This is a genomic window from Olivibacter sp. XZL3 (assembly GCF_004368405.1).
Lineage (GTDB): Bacteria > Bacteroidota > Bacteroidia > Sphingobacteriales > Sphingobacteriaceae > Olivibacter.
The window spans coordinates 1-22,253 of record NZ_SBJH01000072.1; the positions used below are offsets into that span (position 1 = coordinate 1).

A 22,253-nucleotide genomic window follows, 5' to 3' on the forward strand; every position below is an offset into this window, starting at 1 on the left:
AAAAACATAAAAGATCTGTATCCGCAGAACTATAAACAAATTATGCTCAAATCAAACACGTAGTCCATAGGACGGATACAACATATCAGACCATGGTTGATCCATGGAAAGCGATGTCTCTCTCGTTCGGAAACCGCTAATATACCCACGAGAAGGCAAGTGATTCGCCCATTCTGAGGAGATTGTGTATCTTCGCAGATATATTCTGTCCAAAGGGGTGGGCTTCACTTAAATTCTTCGGGGGAACTCCCTGCCTCGCGTAGGTCGGGAGGAGGCTCTTAGCGGTGCCACGATCGAAGGATGTGAAGTCCACCTTTTTGTTTTTGCATCCAATATGAGACTCGTTAAGAACTTAACGAGTTATGAAAAGAAAACCTAATCCAAACCAACCTACCCAACGTTTCAATAAGTTAGAACGTTCACATTACTATTACTACATAGGCCAGTTACATTCCCGTAAATGCCTCTTCAAAAATATTATCCGTAAGCCTGAATAGCTCTGGTTAAAATCTCTTTGAATACCTAACAGGATTTTTAACCCAACCTATTCAATTTAAATGAACGATAAATACGTAACGGGCTTGCTATGCCTTAAGATTAAGCTTTTGAATATCATCAAAACGCTGATTAATAAATATTTACAAAATAAAGATAAAAGACATAACCGCTTGATGTTAGATTGTGTGCCTGCCGTGGGACGAATAACAAAGTCTAGGGACGAACAGCCTGTTTACAGTACTGATCTGGGACGAACGACTGCTAGGAGGGACGAACGACTTCTTTTGGCTGGCGCGCGAAGACGGACCTTAGTGATGAGTGATGAGTTATCAGTGAGGAGTTTGCCCGTTACCTACGCCCAGAGATGTTTAGGTAGGCTTCGGATATTTTCGTATAGGCACCTCCAATGGTTCGGCATAGCGACGTGGTACGTTGAGTGCGTTTGGTGGAATGCAGATAAAATAGGTCAAAATGCAGAAAAAGCACTCCAAATTGCAGAAAAACCAGGACAGAATGCAGAAAAAGCAGGATGGAATACATTAGCCCCTAGGCGAAATGCGTTGAATTTAAGCTGTGCATTCAGACGTTTGTTTTTCGTTTTTACGCATATGCTGGGACGAACTAACTCGAGCAGGGACGAACGACTTATTTTGGCTTGCGCACCGAGGCGGGCGCCCCTAGTGATGAGTGATGAGTTATCAGTGATGAGTTTGCTTCTGCCCGATGTAGGGCGAAATGTAGGTGAAATATGGCGAGATGCACTTACTGAAAGGCCAAATGCATCTGCTGGCAGGCGAAATGCAAAAAAAATACGGCGAAATGCAAAGAAGTTTAGGCGAAATGCACGATTCAGAGATGAACGACCTATTAAAGGCCAGGCCTTGCGCGCCCTTAAACCTTATGCCTTTTACCTTATAACCTTAAAGATATTGTTCTGTGTTTGTTTGGCACACGCCCAGCAGTCCTCCGCCCCGGAGGCTGCCCACGGCGTGGCTTTATCCTCAGATTCTATTAAGCCTTTGCAAATAGGAGATACCATTCCCGATGAATTATGGAACCTGCCGCTAAAAATAGTAGAAGTAGGGCAGGAGGGAAGTCCTACGATAACGCTTGCCGACTACAAAGGTAAACTCATCATCCTCGATTTTTGGGCCACTTGGTGCAGCAACTGTTTAGCAGCTATTCCAAAGGTTGAGGATTTACAAGAGCAGTTTCAACAGGTGTTACAGGTTTTACCTTTAACCTATGAGAATGCTGTCACGGCTTTGCCTACCATGCAACGAAACGAGTGGAAACTACCATCCATCATGAAGGGCGAAATCTTTAAAAAGTATTTTCCGCACCGCTTTATTCCGCACTATGTGTGGATAAAGGATGGATATGTTTATGCGATAACGGCAAGTGAAGAGTTAACCGCCAAAAACATACAGAAGGCATTACATTCTACAGCACCCGTTTTAAAAGAGAAGCGCGATCTAGCCCGAAACCCGTTCATACCTATTGATCGCTATGCCGCAGAGCAAGGTGCCAAGATATGGAAGCGTTCTGCTCTTACCGGCTTTATTGAGGGTACGGGTGGTTCCGGCCATCATATAAAGGCAGATACGCAGGTGTTCTACCAGTTTAACAGGCCTATTGTGGATATCTATCGTGGGGCACTGGCTTGTGATTACAACCGGATATTGATAGAAACGACCGATTCTGCAAAGGTGTTAAACCGTGACTTTAAAAAGGAAAATCTATACGCCTATCAATTACTGCTGCCACGTCAGGCGGATGGTCGATCAATTCAACAATATGCGGTGCATGACCTAAACACGGCCTTTGGTCTTCATGGGCATTGGGAGCCTAAAAAGCGAGCGGTTTACTCCATAAAGGAAATGAGCAATAGAAAGAGCACCGTAAAAGACGGGATGCCGCTGAGCAAGCTGTTAAAGCAATTAAATTATGCTCCGCAATGGCGTACTGACCTGCCTATATTTTTAAGTGAATGCGCTATAGATAGGCATGTTAGCTTACCAGAGGCTGGTTTCGTGTTGAGAGACAATATACCCAAATTGAAAGATGTGCTGGCTGCCAACGGCTTGATATTACTGGTGGAGCAGCGGCAGATACCGATGTTTATTTTAAGTGATAACCGTAATTAATTTATAACCCTAAACCATATGAAATTCTGGATACTATTTTTATCAATTTACTTAGCTGCTATGCACAATGCCGCTGCACAGCAGGAAATTGTAAGAGGTTTGGTGCTTGATAGCCTGAGCGGTGCTGCACTTCAGGGTGTAACGCTTCGCGCCGAACGCAGTAACACCACGGTGCTAACGGATAGCTATGGCCGCTTTTCTATAGGTGTTTCGCTGCCTGATACCATCCGCGTCAGTTTGGTGGGCTATGCGCCTTTTAAGTTGGGGATCGCTGGTCCGCATGAACTTTTACGGATTACACTTCTGGCGCAAACGGCTGTGCTTGATGAGGTGGCTATAGTAAGCACGGGCTACCAGCGTATACCAAAGGAGCGGGCTACCGGCAGTTTTGATTTGATAGACAATGAACTGCTAAACAGAAGCGTTTCGCCTGATTTTTTAACTCGCTTGGAAAACCTGAGCCCGGGATTGCAATTTAATAAGGGCGATGCGGCTGACACAGACCCTTTCCTGATCCGGGGAAGAAGCACTATCACAGCGGATGCCCAACCTTTGGTTGTACTGAATGATTTTCCTTATGATGGTGACTTGGCTAATATCAATCCCAATGATATCGAAAGTGTGAGTGTGCTGAAAGATGCGGCGGCGGCTTCTATATGGGGAGCCAGGGCGGCTAATGGTGTTATTGTCATTACAACAAAAAAGGGAAAAACGACTAAGCCGCGCATTGAACTGAATACCAATGTAACATTACAAGCTAAACCTGATGTCTATAATGTGTCTTGGATGAGCAGTGCCGATAGGATAGATTGGGAACAGCGCTTATTCGACCTGGGTTATTACGATGGTGCTAAATTAGGCAATACCTTAGCGCGGCAGGTAACCGCTATACCGGAGGCTGTTGAGCTTATGATAGCCAATGAAGCGGATTTAGCAGTTGCGTTGAACGAGCTACGACAGCAAGATGCCCGCAGGGATATCGAGCGGTATTTCTATCAAAATAGCATTAATCAACAGTATAACCTAAATATCAGTGGCGCGCAGGATAAATTGACCTATTTTTTCTCGGCAGGCTACGATGCCAACCGTTCAAATCTGGTTGGACAACATAACGAGCGGATATCGCTGCGTAATGCTACTACCTACCGCTTAACAGATAAACTGCAACTGCAAGCGACGATGCAGTACATCCAATCGGAGGAGGAGCTCGGCGATAACCCGGGAATGAACTCAGCAATTGGTTATGGCTTGAATGGCTTAAGCCCCTATACCCGCTTGGTGGATGAGCATGGCTTGGCCTTGCCTGTTCATAGTTATTACCGTAAAGGCTTTATTGATACAGCGGGTGCCGGAAACTTTCTGGACTGGAATTTTAGGCCTTATGATGAAATCCAGTTCCAACGAACGACGAACAATATCCGGGATATTTTAGTGAATGGTACAGCCCGCTACGAAATTTTAAAGGGCTTACAGGCAGAGGTACTTTATCAGTACCAATACCAGCAGGACAAAAATCAAACGGCTACGGACGAGCAGTCTTTTACAGCACGGAATCGTATCAATAGGTTTACGCAGATCAATCCTGCTACGGGCACCGTCACTTATCCGGTACCGCTGGGTGGTATGCTTCAAACGTCGGATAATGAAATCAGAAGTCATCAGGGCCGTGCGCAACTCAACTTTACCAAATCCTGGCATGATAAGCATCATGTGGATGCAATTGCCGGAGTAGAAATTAGAAGTAAGCAAACGGATGGGATGAGCTATTTTTATTATGGTTACCGCCCACAGTATAACGCGTTTAATGTAAATGTCGATTTTGTGAACACGTATCCTCTTACAATCTCAACAGGAAACTCGCGTATTCCCTCCGGTAGTAATGGACTGGTCAGGTTGACGGATAACTTCTTTTCTTTATACGCAAACGGGGCCTATACTTATCATGATAAATACACCTTCTCTGCCAGTATGCGAAAGGATGAGGCAAATCTTTTTGGCGTATCTAGTAACATGCGTGGTACACCACTCTGGTCGCTCGGTGCGAAATGGCAAATCAATCGAGAGGCTTGGTACACGTTGGATTGGCTGCCGGTACTTAACCCACGTGTAACCTATGGGGTGAATGGTAATATTTCAAGAGCTGCATCCGCTTTAACTACAGCTTATCTCTATTCCGGTGGTACCACGCATCGATACCCGACGGCTACAGTAGTGAGGCCTCCGAATGATCAGTTGCGCTGGGAACGGGTTAAGATGTTGAACCTGGGCCTGGATTTCAGTTTGAAAAGGAATGTTTTGTCAGGTAGTATAGAATATTATGATAAGACGGCGACCGACCTGTTGGCTCAAACACCTACAGACCCCACCTTGGGCTTTTCATCAGTCTTTGCCAATGTGGCCAGTATGAAGGGTAGGGGCTGGGATATACAGCTGAATAGTTTGAATTTGGACAAGGCTTTGCGCTGGCAAAGTAATCTAATTTATAGTTATTCCGTCAACAAGGTGACGGAATACCTGATGCCGGTAAGTAATGTTGGACGAAGCTATGTAACAGCTTTAACAGCGGTGCAACCCATCATTGGGATGCCGCTTTATACAGCTTATAGCTTCCCTTGGGCAGGCCTTGATCCGGAAACGGGTGCGCCGCGCAGCTACCTCAATGGGGAGGTGAGCATAGACTATAACGCTATCTATAATACTACAAGCTTAGATGAGTTGCAATATCATGGTCCGGTGCAACCTGTGCATTATGGTGCGCTCCGCAACACGTTTTCTTTTAAGGAATTTACGCTCTCTTTTAATATCAGTTACAAATTTGGTTACTATTTCAGAGCGCCTACGGTTATCAATAATGCTATTGTAGCAGGTTGGGATGGACATGGTGATTACGCTCTGCGTTGGCAAAAGCCGGGTGATGAACAGCAAACCCATGTGCCTGCCATGATTTACCCTGCCAATGTAAATCGGGATAACGTATATCGATATGCTTCGGTGCATATACTAAAGGGGGATCATATTCGGCTAGAAGATGTCAACTTTTCCTATACCTTCCGGCGAGCTAAAAAAATGCCTTTCCAATCTATGCGGCTCTTTGTGTATGCTGCCAATTTACCGGTGTTGTGGACGGCTAATAACCGCGGTATTGATCCTTATTTTAATAATGTGCCCAGAACAGCTGGCAGCTTTGCCTTGGGTATGAATTTAACCTTATAAAAATAAACAGATGAGTAATTTATATGTAATCGCCTGCCTACTCCTTTTAGCGGGATGCAGCAAATCTGAATTTTTAAGCGAGAATCCTAATCGCTCGCAGATTGTGCCGACAACTTTGGACGACTTTCAAGCCATATTAGATCGGGATATTGAAATGAATGGCGTGGGTAGTACCGCCCGTGGCCCGGTACCGGGGATAGGTGAAGCTGCGTCGGATAGTTATTACGTTACGGATGCAGATTTTAATGGAATGCTACAGCCTCAAATTCAAAATTATTACCTATGGGCTGCGGAGCCATACGTTGGCGATGCCGTGTACGATTGGGATTATCCCTACTTAGTGATTTTTTCTGCGAATGTGGTGCTGAAAGGATTGGAAAATTTGGCTCCTACGTCTACAGATGTTCGGCAATACAACATGGTCAAGGGCCAGGCTCATTTTCATAGGGCACATGCATATTTTCAATTGGCACAAATTTTTGCCCCTCCATATCACAAAGGCAATTTGACCGGTAAGTGGGGGCTCCCGCTGCGGTTAGAGGCAGATTTAAACGAACCCGTCAAAAGAGCTACATTGCAAGAAACCTACAATCTCATCCTTAATGATTTATCAGCGGCGAGAGAACTGCTAGCCGCTGATATCCAAGTGAAGACGAGGGCTTCTAAACAAGCCGCATTTGCGTTGCTTGCACGAACGTATTTAATTATGCAGGAATATGAATCTGCTTATACCTATGCTGATAGCTGTTTACAGCTTATGGGCAACTTGCTCGACTATAATGAAATAAACGCCGAGCTTTCGTATCCCTTCGTTGCCGGCAGTCAAGAGCATAGGGAAGTGATATTTTCGTGTAATATGATCAGCCGCCCATTAATGTCCTATCCTTTTCGCCCAACTTTTGCACGTGTAGACAGTGTTTTATATGCATCCTATGATGAACATGATTTACGGAAAAAAGTGTTTTTTAATCAGGAAGAGAATGGTGTGAGCTTTAAAGGCAGTTATGATGGCAGAGAATATAATTTTGCAGGATTGGCAAGCGATGAGGTTTATCTTATCCGAGCGGAAGCAGCGGCGAGGTTGGGCAACACTGAACAGGCCTTGAATGATCTGAACCGATTGAAGGCTGCCCGGTGGGAGAAAAATGTGGCCTTCCAGCCGTATTCGGCAACTAGCCAAGAGGAGGCGCTAGCCTATGTGCTGGCAGAGCGTAAAAAAGAATTGCTGTTCCGTGGCTTGCGCTGGTCGGATTTAAGGCGTTTAAACCTTGAGGGTAGAGCGATAAGCATAGAACGAATGATAGACGGCAAAATGTATGCGCTGCTCCCTAATGATCCGCGGTATACCTACCCGATACCGAATGAAGTGATTGCTTTCCATCCGGATATGCCGCAAAATGAACGGTAAAAAAGCGGCCGTTCTTGCCTGGCAAGACGGCCGCCGACCGGCATAGAGGACACTAAGGATTGGCTCTGTAAACGACATCCTGGGCCCCGCTTGCAGATGAATCATCCAGTTCAGCTGGATTCTGCGGCTCGGTAAAGCCAAGTGCACAGATTGTTGGACCAGTTGGGTTACAATCTTCATGCTCGTTCTGCATGTCTTCAGAATAGTTGCCGGCATTATCACGGATATACCAGTTCAATTCTTGAGATTGTTCAGCCACCCGTGGTTCTTCTGCTGTAAACGACATTAGCGTTACGGCAAAGGCAAGTGCACCTGCTCCTAAGAAGTAATTCTTCATAACTTAAGAATTAAGTGAGGGGTGAATGATGAATTAACAACCTATGCCGGCCCCTTCACCCTTCCGGTCGGCATAGATTATATTGTTGGTATGTTGTTTATTGATAAAGTATGTTGAAAGGCCCACAGCTGCTATAAGCAAAAAGGTGATGTTGAAGTATAGTTGCCCTTCCCAGCTGATATCTTTCACAATAGATATACAAGAGCACGGCAGGTATTCAAATAGGCCAAGCAGTACAGCGCTCACATAGCTTGTGAAAAGAACCATTAAAAGGGCGGCGCTGAGTAAACCAAAAAATCTCTTTTCTGGAATTGTCAGCAGGATAATCACAATAGTCAGCACTGACGGGATGACATAGCTCAGCACGCTAGACAATACCGGGCTGAAAACCTGCCGCTGCATTTTTGACTGAAATTGTTCGAAATGATGTATTTGGTCATAGAGAAAGCAGGCGAACATCGCAATCAATAAAAAACAGATAATGTTTATGATAGTCTTGTACTTTTTCATGTTTGCTTCTCCTTTCTTATTTAACCAGCGGCCGCCGATCGTTTTGTCATGCCCAGATCGGCAGCCGGCCGGTAATGGAACTATGTCTACAAGCGGTTTAGCAAGCCTTCGTTTCCATAGAAGCAAAACTACTAAGCTAATGGACTCAATATTGGTGCGTTATACACCATTATTGCTGTTTATTTTTTCGTAAGTAGTTCATGAGCGAGCGGTAGTAGGTTCTTTTGTTGATGTTTAAAAAGCGTAAACGTTGCTGCATGGTTAACGGGTGGATTTGTTTAGGTAAGTACTGCATGCTGACGTCAAAGCGTTGGTGAGGTTTCATCTTCATGATCTTGAGTAGTTGCGTACGCTGATTGATTTTATGTTGTTTCAGCACATGCAAAAGTTCGGCGAAAGCGGGCCGTGTACGTTGTGCATCCTGTAAATGGAAGATCGGTATTTCAAGGATTGAACTGTTTTCCAGAAAACGGATAGCAAGTTGGTTGCTCCGTTTACTGAATGGATGCTTCGTGCCGACAAAATAATCGTTCGCAGTGCTTACCCAATAGATGGTTTCCTGTGTATTGGGTGGAATGTCCAAGCCTGCCACCGTTCCTTCCAATACAAAGCACCACCGCAATTTTACTTCGCCCTTCATGATATAATACTCGTTTTTACTGTAGGTAAGCACACGGGCATGTTGCCGGATAAATTGCTTGTCGTCCCAGTTTAGGGTAACGTATTTCCGCCAGAAGGTAAAGAATCGTTCCATGCTGATTGATTTGCCTGTGAAACTAATGCTAACCTTCGGTTAAACGCTGGCCGCTGCGCAGCCTGCTGGATGGGCTGCGTGAATGGCCTTGTCGATTACGTGAACGTTTTCCGGAGGGCTTATGTGGCTAAGGGCTGTTTCTATGCACCGGTTCTGCCTTTTTGCGCTGTCGGTGAACTTTCTTTCCGTTTTTCTTGCAAATTCAAATCGTCGATCGCAGTAATGGTGCCACCGGCCGGGGTGCCCGGGCGTTTTGCCAACCCGCTAAGCTGGCAAGTACAACTTAAATTTTCAATAGGATGAAAAGCAATCAAAAATTAGCCTTTAGGCCCAACATCGCAGCGCTGACTGAGCCGCTGTCTTTAGCAGTTTTTATGGACCGCTTTGTTTTCCTCGACGATAATGACGATGACGGCGGATCGAAATGTGATATCGAGATTTTGTAAGGGTGAACGGGGTCATGCCCCTTTTTCGGGGCATGCCTCTTTGCTTAATTGATAACCGAATACGATGATAAAGCAATATAGAATTGAGAAAGCCATCATAGAAGAACGCTATGATAGCTTTAGCCTCGCCAAAGCCAATGACCGGACGCTGTACCATTACGCTTTTTTTAGTGCTAACTTGCACCGTTTTCTGCCGCACATCCCTTGGCATGAGCATGCGAGGCTCTTTAAAGAGATGGCTCTTAACCAGTCCCTCAGCTTGCTGGATATGCAATATGCAACGGTATTTGCCGATAATACGCTGCAGACGGCGGTGGAAAACTTAAGGGATCAACTACAGGCGCAGCCGGGGATTGTGGTGACTTTCCATACGGGCTCCTACCGCTTATTGAATTTCCTGTTGACTAAAGCGGGCGTGCCTATTTCTTTGGTGGTGTCTAAACACACTTATATGAAGGAGGGAGAGGCTTTCCGCGAAGCGTTCCGTAAATTAGGGAATGGGACCGGGCATTTCGACCTCATTGTGGCGGAACAGCCGCAAGCCTTGTTGAGGATGGTGCGTAGTTTGAAAGACGGCAATAATCTGCTGTTGTATATGGATGGCAATACAGGCATGCGGGCAAGGCTGAATCAGCTAGAGGAGATTAGTTGGTTCGGTAAGCCTCTTTTTGTCCGTCGGGGCGTTCCTTATTTGGCGCATGCTGCGCAGGTGCCGATTTATCCGGTGTTGAGCGAACGGGGGGCAACAGGCGTGGACTTGCTTATTTTGTCGAAAATTGATCCCGCAGGCTTCGTTCAGCGGACCGCCTTTATCGCAGAAACCTGTCAACATTTGTATGCTTTGTTGGAGGCTGTCTTGCAAAAGCAGCCGGAGCAGTGGACTTGCTGGCCCTATATTCACCGAAACTTAGGGCCTTCAATTTCAGGTAATCCCTTAAGCGAGCCGGAAAATCAGTTGTCTTGCTGGTCTGTATTTAAGTTTGGCTCGGACTGCTATCTTTTCGATAAAATAAATTATCAATTTTTCATGATTACGAGCGAAATGTATAAAGATTGTGTGGAAATGTGCTTATAAAGTGATATTATTCTCACTTTTTCTTTAATTTATTATCGATTTTGTGTTAATTAATCATTAAAAATCGATTTTATGAAACAATCTTTACGAATTTCTAAATCCAGACACCTGTTGTTTTGGTCTTGCTACGTCCTTATTTCTTGTTTAATCAATAAGTGGAAATTTCCTGCTACTTCTGTCTGGCCGGTACTGGGACTGAATTTATTTTTAGTGTTTTGTTTTTATGTATTGGTGCATGCTTTTGACCGTATCATGTCGGCAAGGCCTAATATCAAGGCTTGGCTCCTGTTGCTACGCGATATTTCGCTGCTGGCTGTGGGCGCTTTTGTGTTATTGGAGTTGCTGTTCCCAGCGCTTGGCCTAACCTTGGAAAGGCCGGGAGCGCGGGTGACCTGGTTGAAGTTTTTGCGCGAGGTGCTAATCGGTCTGTTTCGCTTTGGAATGTATGCTCTGGCTTATGTGTATATGAAACGAAGTGTAGAAAAGGAGAAAGATAAACGTTTGTTATTGGAAGTAAACCTGCGGCAAGCGCAAGAGAAACTGGAACTGGAGCGACTGAAACAGCAGGAGGAGAAGGAAAAATGGCTTTATGAGATGCGCTGGCAGTCGGCCCAGATTTATCCACATTTCCTGAAAAATAGCTTTTCACTTCTTTTGCTGCGTGCTATGAAGCATAATGATCCACCACTGGAACAGGCGGTACGTAGTTTGGCTGCTATTATGGATTATGCGTTGGAGACCTCGCGTACGCAAAGCCTGTTGGTTAGCGTAGAAAGGGAGTTGACTTATCTGGACTATATGTTGCGCTTGATCAGCTTGCAGCAGGGTAGTGAAGAGGTGGTGCAATGGCGGTATAATGGGATTTTCGCTGGCCAGCAGATTCCACAGTTTACTTTGCTGACCTTGATAGAAAATGCTTTGAAGTATGGTGAGATTTCGCGCAAGCATCCTTTGATGGTAGAGACGCGGCTTAGCAACGGACGGTTCTGTTTTTCGTGCACCAACCGGAAAAAGGCTGTAGTGCGCAGTGAAAAGGCTGGATTGGGTCTTGCCAATTTACAACGACGCGGTAATATGCTGTTACAGCAGGATTTCGATCTGCAGGTGACAGACGGAACCGAACATTTTACTGTTGAGTTGAGTATTGCCTATGCCAAATGAGAAACATGCCCGGGTAACGGTAATGATTGTGGACGATAATCTGCATGAGGTGCAGTTGCTAAAAGTGTATGTAGAAAGACAGGAGGAACTGGAGTTGGTGGCTATGGAAACCGATGCATATGAAGCGCGCCGTTTCTTACTGGAAAACCGGGTGGATTTACTTTTACTGGATGTAGATATGCCGGGAATGGACGGGATTAGGCTCTATGGCTCTTTGCCAGACCCACCTTTGGTGATTTTCTATACGGCGCATGACTGCTTTGCGGTGGATAGTTATGACTTAGGTGCCGTGGATTTCTTGGTGAAGAATATGCATTATGAACGTTTCTTGAAGGCAATTAAGCGCGCCTTGGCCGAATTGGGGAAGGTAAGCGAGCCAGCACCCATGCTGAAAGAGATACCGGGTGATTATCTGTTTCTCTATGACCGGGATTTAAAAATGGAATCGCGCGTACCCCTGAGCGAAATTGAGTATGTAGAGGTTAAGAATCATGCACTGGTTTTATATTTCAGGGAAAGTACACGTGTTTACAGTAGTTCGCTGAAAGCGAATCTGCCTATTTTGTTGGGTGCCGGTTTTATTCAGGTGAACCGAAGTTATGTGGTGCGCAAATCTGCCGTTTACTCAACGGATGGCCATGTTGTCCACTTGTGGAATAGGCCCGAAAGGCTTTCGCTTGGAAGAGCTTTTGCGAAAGCTTTTATGGAGTTTTATCATGGAAGATAGGACTGACGCCTATTGAAGTAAAAAGAGCAAATGATGTTCTTCCAAGTAGGCTGTCCATTCCCTGAACAGCCTTATGTCGAGGTATGCGGCGCTGATGGCCTTTTCGCGGGGGAGAGACAATAGCTCTTGAATATGGTGTAAGTTTAGGGTTTTGCAGCGTTTTATGAAGGCATCGCTTAGTGCGTGATCCGTAATGAGGCTGTGTTTGAATTGCTGGAGATTGAGGTATGCGGTCATGATAAAAAAAATAGCGGGTCATCGAATTTCCCGCTTCTGAACCGTTGCGACACGGCTTTACACAAAGAAACCGATGCCCGCATGCGCGGGCAATCAGTCTATTTTCCTTCGTGTAAAGTTTTATAAGTCGCAATATTTCAGAAACGAGTAAAATAGCTGTTGCTAAATATTATATGTTAAAAAAATACGTCTATATCATTCTTATCTATTAATTTCTTTGCTTCAAAGGTAGTCATATTTCGCATCGGAGGCAAGGGAGATTTTTTAAACCTAAGATCGTTATACCACTCATGATTACCCAAAAACTAGATATATTGATTGAAATTCTACAGGAAGTCCGGCGACTAATGGAACAGCTGGCTGACCGGCGTACAGTGTCCCAATCGACCAGCGAACCATTTTTGCCCATTAACCAACAGGCTTCGCCAAGCCGCGTATTGGACAACGCGGATATCAAACAAATGCTGAAAATAGGCGATACGAAGCTGTATTACCTCAAAAAGAAAAAGATCCTGAAGCCTTATAAGTTGGATGGTAAGGATGTTTATTTGGAGCATGAGGTAATTGAAGCGATAAGGGGAAGTGGTGGGTTTTGAGTTTTAAGTTCTAGGTTATGGGTTCTACGTTTTAAGTTCTACGTTGTAGGGTTTTAAGTTTTACGTTTTAAGTTCTAGGTTTTAGGTTTTACATTCGAGGTTGTAGGTTTTACGTTCTACGTTTTAAGTTCTACGTTCTGCGTTATAGGTTCTACGTTGTAGGTTTTTAAGTTTTACGTTTTAAGTTCTAGGTTTTAGGTTTTACATTCGAGGTTGTAGGTTTTACGTTCTACGTTGTAGGTTTTACGTTTTAAGTTCTAGGTTTTAGGGCGGTGGCAGAAGCAAGAGTTATAAGTAGCAGGGGCAGGAGCAGTGGTAGGAGGATAATCGTAGCAGGAGCACTAAAGAATTGAGAGTTGCCTGTTAGTAGTTGTTAGTTGTTAGTTGCTCTTGTGTTGTCAGTTGCCAGTTGTCTGTTGCCGGTGTGGGCATTGAGCAGTATTCCACTCTTTTAACGATATTAAAACAGCCGTTTTTTCTCCCTTATGGTTGCTCAAATATTGTACATTCATTGGTTCGAAGATAACATAAGATAGGACACAAGCCCTTTTTGACACTGGAAGCTACTGTAAACCTACTGAAATGGTACTGGTTGGTACTGCGTTCACACAGAAAAGCTACTGAGCAGGAACTAGCTTGACACTGGTTTGGAACTGCGCCGACACTAGCTTGGTTATACGAATAGACTTCTTTAACACTTCTTTAATACCAAAAGCGAATGGCGCGAGTTTGTTAACTCTTGGCAATTGGACGTTACACAACTTTTTCATAAAGCTTCTACTTTATTCATTTTTCTTCATGATTATTCACAAGGTGTTGATATCCATTGATTTATGTTGTTTTTTGTTAACCTTTGAATCGTAATCGACGCGATTGGTACCAAAAAGCGATTGCACAAATGGTTTAATTTTTAATTCTTTTAAAATTTTATGTTATGGCAAAATCCAGAAATAATGTGGTTATGCGTGGAGCAAGTGGTAAGGTCGGCAATATGCTTGTTTTCCGTCAAAAGGCGGGGAACACCATCATTGCTGATGTTCCGAAGATCGATCCCGATCGGGTACCTACGGATGGTCAGCGTACGGTCCAGGAACGTTTTGCCGATGCGGCCTTCTATGCAAAACGCGCGATCAGCGATCCTAATCTGAAGGAACGCTATCAGCAAAAGGCGAAACCGGGACAAACGGCTTATAATGTGGCTTTCAAGGATTATATGACGGACCCGGAAATCAGAAGGGTGCTTACCGATCGCTATGTGGGAGCCATTGGCGATGAGATCACGATACGTGTGCGGGATGTACTGGAAGTAAAGCAGGTGCATGTGGATATTGTGAATGGTAACGGTGAGGCGATTGAGGATGGCTTCGCAGTGGCTACCGATGATACGGCCACTGAATGGGTTTATACGGCTACGGCTAGTAATGAAGCCCTGAATGGCTCGGCTGTTACAGTCACCTTAGTGAATACCCCGGGTAATATGTCGTCGACAATTGTCGAACTGTAACATTCGTTAAAGCAGGCGGCCTTGGCCGCCCTGCTTTAATCGAATAATGAACTTGCCTACCGAACAGGTAGGTAACCAATAACAAGTAAAATAACGACTATGGAAAATTTCATCATCATTTATAGAAAGTATCTTTTAATAACGCTGCTGATAGCCAGTATTTTGGCTTACATCGCTTATCAACCGCTCATCCGCTTAGTGGACATCACAGCTGCACCCATCGATTATGGGGTACTGAGTGCCGTTTTAGTGGCGGCCATAGCTGTGCTGAGTTTCGTACAACTGTGCCTTTGGGTGCTCCATCAGCATTGGCCGTTTTTGGGGGAATATGCTGCCGAGCACTTTGAACGGAACTTTAAATCGCTGCTTTCCTGGCAGAAGATTGGTGTTTACTTGGGGCTCTTACTGGCTTTTTTGTATGCTTTTGTAATGGCTTTGGGAACGGTACTTTGAAGCACCAAAGTACCCAAAGTGCTTGGCTGGCTTACTACCTTGCAATTCGTGGCCACTTGTCCGTTCGCAAAAGGAGACACGCCCTGCAAAGGCTATCGCTTCGTTTGTCTTTTGCTTTAAGGTGTTAGCTACGCGTGAAAATATGTTTAGGGACAAGTCCGGCTGCCGATTGCTGTGTCCGTAAGCCTAGGCCATTTCGGATGATCAACGTTAATGCAAACTTGGCTCTGGTGGTAGGGCAGGACGGCCTCACGGAGTGAGCGTCAAGAAGATTTAGGATAGCCTAGGAAAAAATCATGTGAAGAAGCGAAGCATGGCCTGTGCTATGGCGCGGCTCCACAGGATTGAGGATTAGGCCTAAATCTTTAGCGAAATACGTGCAGCCTTGATCTTTATTCACTTGGGTTTATTTTTTCAAAGGTGTTCATGAGCTCGAAGCAAGCTTCTCGGTTTTGATTCTTTTTCCATCAAGTGGCTGTTGCACAACTCACGTTCGTTGATAACTTATTTTGATAAGGTTATGGAATAACAGTAAATTGGGATATGCAAGGAAAAAAGACCTATCAAGAGAAACTGTTCATCCAATTTCAACTTTCGGACTATGTTCCGGCGGATAATTTTTATCGGCGTCTAAAAGAGACTTTGGATTTTGAGTTTCTGTACGCGACTACATCTAAATACTATGGCAGCGAAGGCCAGAAAAGCATCGATCCGGTGGTTTTTATGAAACTGATGCTTGTAGGTTATCTGGAAAACCTCAACAGCGATAGGCGTATTATCTGTACCTCGAAGTTGCGCCTCGATATCCTTTATATCCTTGATTACGATCTTGATGAGGAGTTGCCATGGCACAGCACGCTGAGCAGGACCAGACAACTGTACGGCCAGGAGGTGTTCTCCGAACTCTTCAGGCGGGTGCTGGGCCAATGCATCGAAAAGGGAATGGTTTCGGGCAGGCGGCAGGCTGTTGACGGCGTCTATGTCAAAGCCAATGCCTCACTGGATAGTATGGTGCGCAAAGACATACTCGAAGATGCGGAGCGTTATGCAAGGGAATTAGAAGAAAACGAAGAAGTACACGCTCCCCGCAGCGTGGAAATGAAAAAGACAAAAGATCGTCACTACCCTTTACTCAGGCCCAAAAAGAATGCCCATAACGATACGCATATCAGTCCTTCCGATCCCGATGCAAAGATGGCGGTAAAGACAGGAAAAGCCATGGCCCTGAATTATCTGGGACAGGTGAGCGTGGATACAGCTTCGCATGTGATTACCCATATACAGGCCTTTACCGCAGACAAAAATGATAGCCAATGTCTTCCAATCCTTTTGCCGCAGCTTGTAAGGAACCTACAGGAACACGGGCTTGATCCGGAGGAGCTTGTGGCGGATACGGGCTATAGCAGCGGTGAGGCGCTTAAAGCCCTGCAGGAGAACAACATCCGGGGATATATTCCTAACAGACCTCATTTCATGTATGAAAGGGAAGGGTTCTCCTATAATCGGCAGGGGGATTTTTATACCTGTGGGAATGGCAAACAGCTTAAATATGTTGGGACCTTTAAGAACCAGCGCTCTTTCAACAGGGAATACCGTATAGGCGTCGGGGAATGTAGGGAGTGTCCGGTAAAAGAGATGTGTCCTGCATATAGGAAAAATAAGGGTACCTCCATAAAGTCAACCATAGACAAAGACTACTATGATCAGATGCATCTGCGCATGCAGACAAAAAAGGCGAAGATCCTGATGAGGAAACGGCAGAGCACCGTGGAACCTGTTATTGGCACTCTGGTCAATTACCTGGGCATGAAGAAGGTCAACACCAAAGGACTTGCACAGGCAAATAAGTGTATGACCATAGCCGCCATTGCCTACAATCTCAAAAAAATGCTCAAGTTCAGCCCGAAAAACTGGATTAGTAACCTGCAAAGAATAAAACTAGCCGGAAAAAGACTTTCACAGCTCATTTTCAATCCGTCCAGTATGTCCCTTATCCGCCCCGGCCTAGATACTTTGCCAACTTACTAAAATGTCAAAAGACACTAAATAAATATTCCTCAAGTCCCAATCCTTAAAATCTCAAAAGAAACAGGTAGCGCAACAGCCACTCAAGGGAAAAAGAATAAGAAATTTTTAATGTGTTAAAATGAAAAAGAAAATAAATCCTTTAATAATTATATTCAGTGTCTTGATTATAAAAACAGGGCTGTCACTATGGCTTCCATTGCTTGGTGATAGCAATAGGCATGCTACGCCCGATAGTTTGGCGAAGCAAGATGATATGCTTGCGGAAAAATTTCCCATAGAAACTACCCGTTTGAGGGTAAAGAAAATTTACGACAGTCAACTGGGGGTACGGGAGGCGACGGGCCGTAACGACGGGCCGCAAGTGGAAGCTTATCTAGCCTATACAGGCCTAGGAAAAGGGCATGCCTGGTGTGCGGCTTTTGTTTGCTGGGTGCTGGGGCGGGCGGAGGTAGACAACCCCAAGACAGCCTGGGCCGCCAGCCTTTTTCCGCAAGATAAATTGGTGTGGCCTCGTGCGAAGGCGCTGGCAAGGGGATCACGAACAACTAACAACGAAAAACCAATAACGAAAACAAGCTGTGTGTTCGGCCTCTACTTTCCCTCCCTCAAACGGATCGCCCACTGTGGCTTTATCGATAAATGGGGCGAAAAGGAGGTGATTACCGTAGAAGGGAATACGAACGATAATGGCAGCAGGGAAGGGGATGGGGTATATAGAAAGCGTCGGCCGATCAAAAGCCTCTATGCTGTGGCCGATTGGATAGGAGGGGAGACACGATGAAAATCTATATAGTCATTGGTGCAGGACTTCTACTTTCCTGTACTTCCTCGAAGCTTAAAACGAAGTATTCCACCAGCGAGACCACTTCTGCACGAAGTGATTCAGTGCGCAGTGAAACTAGCTGGCGCCGCAATAGAGCCGAAGGGTATGCAGAATATGACGCTTTATGGTGGTTAAATGGCAATGTCCGTTGGCATCCGGATAGTGGCCTCGCTGCCGATGAGATGCTGCTGCGGTATCGGGGCGAAGCTTGGCGGAAGGCGGATCTGCTGGATAGTCAGCAACGGTTCCATGGGATGCTCAATGTGGTGCAACAGGAGACTTCCACAACATCCCAGGAGAAGCAAAAAGGGCAAAAAAGCGGATTTCGTTTACCTTGGTGGGCGTATGTGTTGCTTTTGCCAATGTGTCTTTATGTATGGAGAAGGGTAAGTCGGCACTAGCTACAGTCGTAAGTCTTTGTGTTCTTTCGTGAAACTAATACATAAAAATGTTGTATATAACAAAAAAATGTACATAAAATAGTTATATATAACAAAAAGTCGTACTTGTTTTCGTATATTTGTGTATGAAAAGACAAGTGCTGACATATTTGCAGACGTGGAAAGACAGTTCCGACCGGAAACCACTTATTATCCGGGGCGCTAGACAGGTGGGTAAAACCTGGCTGATGAAAGAATTTGGAAGGCAGGCTTATGAGCAGGTAGCTTACGTGAATTTGGAAAGTAACGCCATTGCTAGAAGCCTGTTTGCTGCCGATTTTGATATACAACGTATTATTTCAGGGATACAGATCGATACCGGTGTGGTTATTAACGCTCAAAACACACTGTTGATTATAGATGAGATTCAGGAATTCCCAACTGCAATCACTGCGCTCAAGTATTTTCAGGAGAATGCCCCGCAGTATCATATTGTTTGTGCAGGCTCGCTATTAGGCGTTGCATTAAGCCGAAATACTTCTTTTCCTGTCGGAAAGGTGGATTTCCTTGATTTATATCCACTCAATTTTTATGAGTTTCTGGACGCGGTGCAGCAAACGTCTTTAAAAGAGCTATTGGTACAGGAAAACTGGGAACTCATTCAAACTTTCGCCCCGAAATATACAGAGCTGTTACGTAGCTATTATTATATTGGAGGTATGCCTGAAGCAGTTTTGGCTTATTCCAAAAGGCAGGACTTTATGGAAGTTAGGGCTATCCAAAAGCGTATCTTGTTAGCTTATGAACAAGATTTTTCTAAACATGCACCCAACGATATAGTACCCCGTATTCGAATGTTATGGAACTCAATTCCAGCACAGCTCGCAAAGGAGAATAAAAAGTTCATTTATGGAATCATCCGCCAGGGAGCCAGAGCCAAGGATTATGAATTGGCATTGGCGTGGCTTGTCGATTGTGGTTTGGTAAAACAGATCTTTAACGTTTCTAAGCCTGCGGTGCCGCTCAAGGCTTATGAAAATTTCGGTGCTTTTAAGCTGTTTATGGTCGATGTGGGGTTGTTGGGAGCAATGACAGACCTAGACGCGCGTACACTTTTGGAGGGTAATGCGATCTTTCAAGAATTTAAAGGAGCCCTTACCGAGCAGTATGTGGCGCAGCAATTGATCACACGCAGCGATTTGAGTATCTATTATTGGTCTCCGCAAAATGCCCGGGCCGAAATTGATTTTTTAGTGCAACTTGCGGGTGAAATCATTCCTATAGAAGTGAAGGTGGAGGAAAATTTACAGGCTAAAAGCTTACGGGTTTATTATGATAAATTTCAGCCTAAAATAGCCGTCAGAACTTCCATGAGCGATTATCGCAGAGAAAGCTGGTTGGAGAATATTCCCTTATATGCCATCCTTGGTTTTCATCGTTAAGCTTTAATCATAATTTTTAGCGTAAACTACTACATAAAATATCGTATATAACAAAAAATACGAATAAATGTTTCCAGCTTAACACCTTATACTTCGTTCGTTGTTGATTTTCATCACCGCCGTAAATCAAGGTTTTGTTTACTGATTTTGGGCTTGCTAGATCGCCGAAATAGTCCATATTGGCGAAGAGTTTAGGTGTAATGGTTTGGGCGGCTTTGACTTTGAATTTTGAAAATGCATGAAATTTATTTTGAATTTACATGGAGTAAACTTTGAAAATACATAAGATAAATTTTGAATTTGCATAGCAAATAGTGTGGTTTTTTCAAAAACACAAGCAAGTTTTGAAAGTGGGCCATTAATAAAAAAAGCTTTTAACCAAGACAGAATGAAAATTCCATCTGCCTTGGTTAAAAGCTATCGGCACCAACGTTTACTGTTATAAATCCCTATCGGTATTCAGTCTGCTTTTATTGCCGATGGGCTCTGCTTCCACATCGGTTTTACGTACGCTGTCCCGAATGGTCTCCTCTTTTTCTTCCACCTCTTTTTCTAGATTAACTTCTTCTACCACTCGGGCTTCCTTAGACACAACAGGGACTTCCTCGTGTTCGGTAATTTCTATCGAGCCTTCGGGGAAGGCGTTAAAATCGGCCTCAGTAGCCGGTCGCGTTAGCTATCGCTCCTGTTTTTCCAGCTCACCTTATATTTTGTTGTTTGTTCTCATCAGACTTGCTAGATCGCCGAAATAGTCCATATTGGCGAAGAGTTCAGGTGCAATGGCTTGGGTGGCTTTGACTTATGTTTTTCAAAAATATGAACAAATTTGAAAATACATGAAATTTATTTTGAATTTACAGGGAGTAAACTTTGAAAATACATAAGATAAATTTTGAATTTGCATAGCAAATAGTGTACTTGTTAATAGGTCATTCCGAACTGCCAAAGAGGGACGGTGTTCAAAAATCCTGATTCGATATCGTCTTTTACAATGTAACCTTTTTTAGCACCCTCGAGCTGTTTCTGGTTTTTGGTTTTTCCGCCGATTTCGAAGATCACATCACCGATTTGAAAGTCTCCCACAGTCGAAGCTAAGACGTCGTGCTTAACCCGTAGTTGGTTTAAAAAAAACGTTTCCCGGATATTGCCGATATTCGGAGAGCTTTCCGCTAAATTGTAAACGAGATTGGGATTATCCAAATATATTTTATCGACTTTACCTAAACCTCTTATTCCTCCGGTGTCATCCCGCAATTGGGCGATCATCCCGGCTTCTTCTATATACAGGCAATAATCAGCGATGTTGTTTCTGCTGGCGGAGAGCATAGTGGCAATACTGGAGAAATTGGGTTTGAAAGGAACGCTCTTCGCAATGATTGCTAAAAGTTGTTTCATTTTTCTTCCCGTTGCCACGTTCATATCGGCAAACAAAGGAATATCGGACTCCAAGGTTTGATTGATTGTCTGTTGCAGTCGTATATCAAAATCGCCTTCTAAAGCAAATGGGTAATATCCTCTTCTTAAGTACTGAGCAAAGAATTTTAAGGGATGTTTCAAATCCGGTATTTTTACCTGATGCGTGAGGATGTCTTCTAAAGAATATACATCTGCGGAAATTTGGTGAAACAGTTGTAAATATTCTCTGAATGACAGGCCTTGCATATGGTACATGACAGCCCTACGACTTAAATCGGAAGCGCCTTTATTAATATCCAATACAGAAGATCCTGTAAAGACAACCTGCAATTCGGCATAATAGTCATAAATTAACTTGAGCTCTTTTGACCAGTTTTTATATTTATGGATTTCGTCTATAAAAAGGTGTTTTCCCCCCTGTTTGACGAAGACGTCGGCTAAGTCTATTAACTTGTGATCGGCAAAATAAAAGTCCTCAGCGGTAACATAAAGTGCTTCTGCCGGATTCAAATTTTTCTTGATGTATTGTAGGATGAGCGTAGTCTTACCGACGCCTCGCGGTCCGGTAAGGCCGATCATTCGGCTTTCCCAATTTATTTCTGCATAGGTATAGCGAAGAAAGCTTGTATCAATAGCCTGTAAAAGCTTATGAAAATATTCCAATAATTTCTCCATAGCAGTTAATTTTCACAAAGATAGCTATTTTGCACTGTAACAGTGCAAATTTCAGTAAAAAGTGCACTGTAACAGTGCAGAACGAGTATGGCTATTTATATAATCTCATCACTACCGTAAATTAAGGTTTTCTTCACGGGCTGTGGGCTTGCCGGTTCATCGAAATAATCCACGTTGACGAAGGGTTTAGGTGTAACGGTCCGGGTGGCTGTTACTTCGAAAACCTCAAAACCATTAATATACCGCACCTTACAAAGATGGGGCAGGAAGGGGCCGATAAGAATAGAGGAATTGCCCGATGATTCGTGTTATTTTCCCGCCTTGGTAGCTTGGTGGAGCAGGGCCAGCTGTTTCTTATGTTAATAAGTCATTCCAAGTTGCCAAAGAGGGATGGTGTTTAAAAATCCTGATTCGGTATATTTT

Annotated in this window: 19 protein-coding genes and 1 pseudogene; 14 read left to right on the top strand and 6 right to left on the bottom strand. The window is 44.3% G+C overall.

The window, feature by feature from the left end:
* Positions 1-557 precede the first annotated feature (557 nt).
* The 3 genes from EPX21_RS16685 to EPX21_RS16695 are packed head-to-tail and all read left to right on the top strand — an operon-like array spanning position 558 to position 7,266.
* On the top strand, positions 558-2,645 hold the full coding sequence (locus EPX21_RS16685) for a TlpA disulfide reductase family protein (protein ID WP_134090834.1): 2,088 nt from the start codon (positions 558-560) through the stop codon (positions 2,643-2,645).
* 18 nt (positions 2,646-2,663) lie between these two features.
* Positions 2,664-5,858, top strand: coding sequence for a SusC/RagA family TonB-linked outer membrane protein (locus tag EPX21_RS16690; protein ID WP_134090835.1), 3,195 nt, complete (start codon positions 2,664-2,666; stop codon positions 5,856-5,858).
* 10 nt (positions 5,859-5,868) lie between these two features.
* Positions 5,869-7,266, top strand: a complete 1,398-nt coding sequence (locus EPX21_RS16695; RefSeq protein WP_134090836.1) for a RagB/SusD family nutrient uptake outer membrane protein — start codon at positions 5,869-5,871, stop codon at positions 7,264-7,266.
* A 52-nt stretch (positions 7,267-7,318) separates the two neighbouring features.
* Here the strand turns inward: EPX21_RS16695 and EPX21_RS16700 are convergent, their stop codons facing one another.
* The 3 genes from EPX21_RS16700 to EPX21_RS16710 all read right to left on the bottom strand — a co-directional run bounded on the left by EPX21_RS16700 (position 7,319) and on the right by EPX21_RS16710 (position 8,867).
* Positions 7,319-7,603 (bottom strand): hypothetical protein, encoded by a 285-nt coding sequence (locus EPX21_RS16700; RefSeq protein WP_134090837.1) that lies wholly within the window; start codon positions 7,601-7,603, stop codon positions 7,319-7,321.
* Positions 7,604-7,636: 33 nt separating this feature from the next.
* A complete protein-coding gene (locus EPX21_RS16705) occupies positions 7,637-8,113 on the bottom strand; it encodes a MauE/DoxX family redox-associated membrane protein (RefSeq protein WP_134090838.1) in 477 nt (158 codons plus the stop codon).
* Positions 8,114-8,282: 169 nt separating this feature from the next.
* Positions 8,283-8,867 carry a Crp/Fnr family transcriptional regulator gene (locus EPX21_RS16710; RefSeq protein ID WP_134090839.1) on the bottom strand — a complete coding sequence of 195 codons (585 nt, stop codon included), beginning with the start codon at positions 8,865-8,867 and terminating at the stop codon, positions 8,283-8,285.
* A gap of 299 nt (positions 8,868-9,166) precedes the next feature.
* Between EPX21_RS16710 and EPX21_RS22770 the strand changes: the two genes are divergently transcribed.
* The 4 genes from EPX21_RS22770 to EPX21_RS16725 all read left to right on the top strand — a co-directional run bounded on the left by EPX21_RS22770 (position 9,167) and on the right by EPX21_RS16725 (position 12,276).
* The gene (locus EPX21_RS22770) at positions 9,167-9,313 is read left to right on the top strand and encodes a hypothetical protein (protein ID WP_166670794.1); all 147 of its coding nucleotides are present in this window, start codon (positions 9,167-9,169) and stop codon (positions 9,311-9,313) included.
* 64 nt (positions 9,314-9,377) lie between these two features.
* Complete coding sequence (locus EPX21_RS16715) at positions 9,378-10,388, top strand: hypothetical protein (protein ID WP_134090840.1); 1,011 nt, start codon at positions 9,378-9,380, stop codon at positions 10,386-10,388.
* Between the two features lie 72 nt (positions 10,389-10,460).
* Positions 10,461-11,549, top strand: coding sequence for a histidine kinase (locus EPX21_RS16720; RefSeq protein WP_134090841.1), 1,089 nt, complete (start codon positions 10,461-10,463; stop codon positions 11,547-11,549).
* Positions 11,539-12,276 carry a LytTR family DNA-binding domain-containing protein gene (locus EPX21_RS16725; protein ID WP_134090842.1) on the top strand — a complete coding sequence of 246 codons (738 nt, stop codon included), beginning with the start codon at positions 11,539-11,541 and terminating at the stop codon, positions 12,274-12,276. Before EPX21_RS16720 ends, EPX21_RS16725 begins: the two co-directional genes overlap by 11 nt.
* A 9-nt stretch (positions 12,277-12,285) precedes the next feature.
* Here the strand turns inward: EPX21_RS16725 and EPX21_RS16730 are convergent, their stop codons facing one another.
* Entirely contained in the window at positions 12,286-12,513 is a 228-nt protein-coding gene (locus tag EPX21_RS16730) for a hypothetical protein (RefSeq protein ID WP_134090843.1), read from the bottom strand.
* Positions 12,514-12,803: 290 nt separating this feature from the next.
* Between EPX21_RS16730 and EPX21_RS16735 the strand changes: the two genes are divergently transcribed.
* From EPX21_RS16735 to EPX21_RS16765, 7 genes are all read left to right on the top strand, one after another.
* On the top strand, positions 12,804-13,109 hold the full coding sequence (locus tag EPX21_RS16735; RefSeq protein ID WP_134090844.1) for a hypothetical protein: 306 nt from the start codon (positions 12,804-12,806) through the stop codon (positions 13,107-13,109).
* 934 nt (positions 13,110-14,043) lie between these two features.
* Positions 14,044-14,613 (top strand): hypothetical protein, encoded by a 570-nt coding sequence (locus EPX21_RS16740; protein WP_134090845.1) that lies wholly within the window; start codon positions 14,044-14,046, stop codon positions 14,611-14,613.
* A 99-nt stretch (positions 14,614-14,712) separates the two neighbouring features.
* The gene (locus EPX21_RS16745; protein WP_134090846.1) at positions 14,713-15,066 is read left to right on the top strand and encodes a hypothetical protein; all 354 of its coding nucleotides are present in this window, start codon (positions 14,713-14,715) and stop codon (positions 15,064-15,066) included.
* 543 nt (positions 15,067-15,609) lie between these two features.
* Positions 15,610-17,094: an IS1182 family transposase gene (locus tag EPX21_RS16750; RefSeq protein ID WP_134090847.1), complete on the top strand. Its 1,485-nt coding sequence runs from the start codon at positions 15,610-15,612 to the stop codon at positions 17,092-17,094.
* Positions 17,095-17,212: 118 nt separating this feature from the next.
* Entirely contained in the window at positions 17,213-17,875 is a 663-nt protein-coding gene (locus EPX21_RS16755) for a hypothetical protein (protein WP_240768706.1), read from the top strand.
* Positions 17,872-18,318, top strand: a complete 447-nt coding sequence (locus tag EPX21_RS16760) for a hypothetical protein (RefSeq protein ID WP_134090848.1) — start codon at positions 17,872-17,874, stop codon at positions 18,316-18,318. The genes EPX21_RS16755 and EPX21_RS16760 overlap by 4 nt, the downstream gene beginning before the upstream one ends.
* A 125-nt stretch (positions 18,319-18,443) precedes the next feature.
* Positions 18,444-19,739: an ATP-binding protein gene (locus EPX21_RS16765; RefSeq protein ID WP_134090849.1), complete on the top strand. Its 1,296-nt coding sequence runs from the start codon at positions 18,444-18,446 to the stop codon at positions 19,737-19,739.
* A gap of 439 nt (positions 19,740-20,178) precedes the next feature.
* On the opposite strand, the pseudogene EPX21_RS16775 reads toward EPX21_RS16765, so the two are convergent.
* Together EPX21_RS16775 and EPX21_RS16780 are read right to left on the bottom strand one after the other, a co-directional pair.
* Positions 20,179-20,400: pseudogene (locus EPX21_RS16775) on the bottom strand (DUF2382 domain-containing protein); the annotation flags it as partial.
* 260 nt (positions 20,401-20,660) lie between these two features.
* Entirely contained in the window at positions 20,661-21,830 is a 1,170-nt protein-coding gene (locus tag EPX21_RS16780; protein WP_134090851.1) for an ATP-binding protein, read from the bottom strand.
* Between the last annotated feature and the right edge of the window lie 423 nt (positions 21,831-22,253).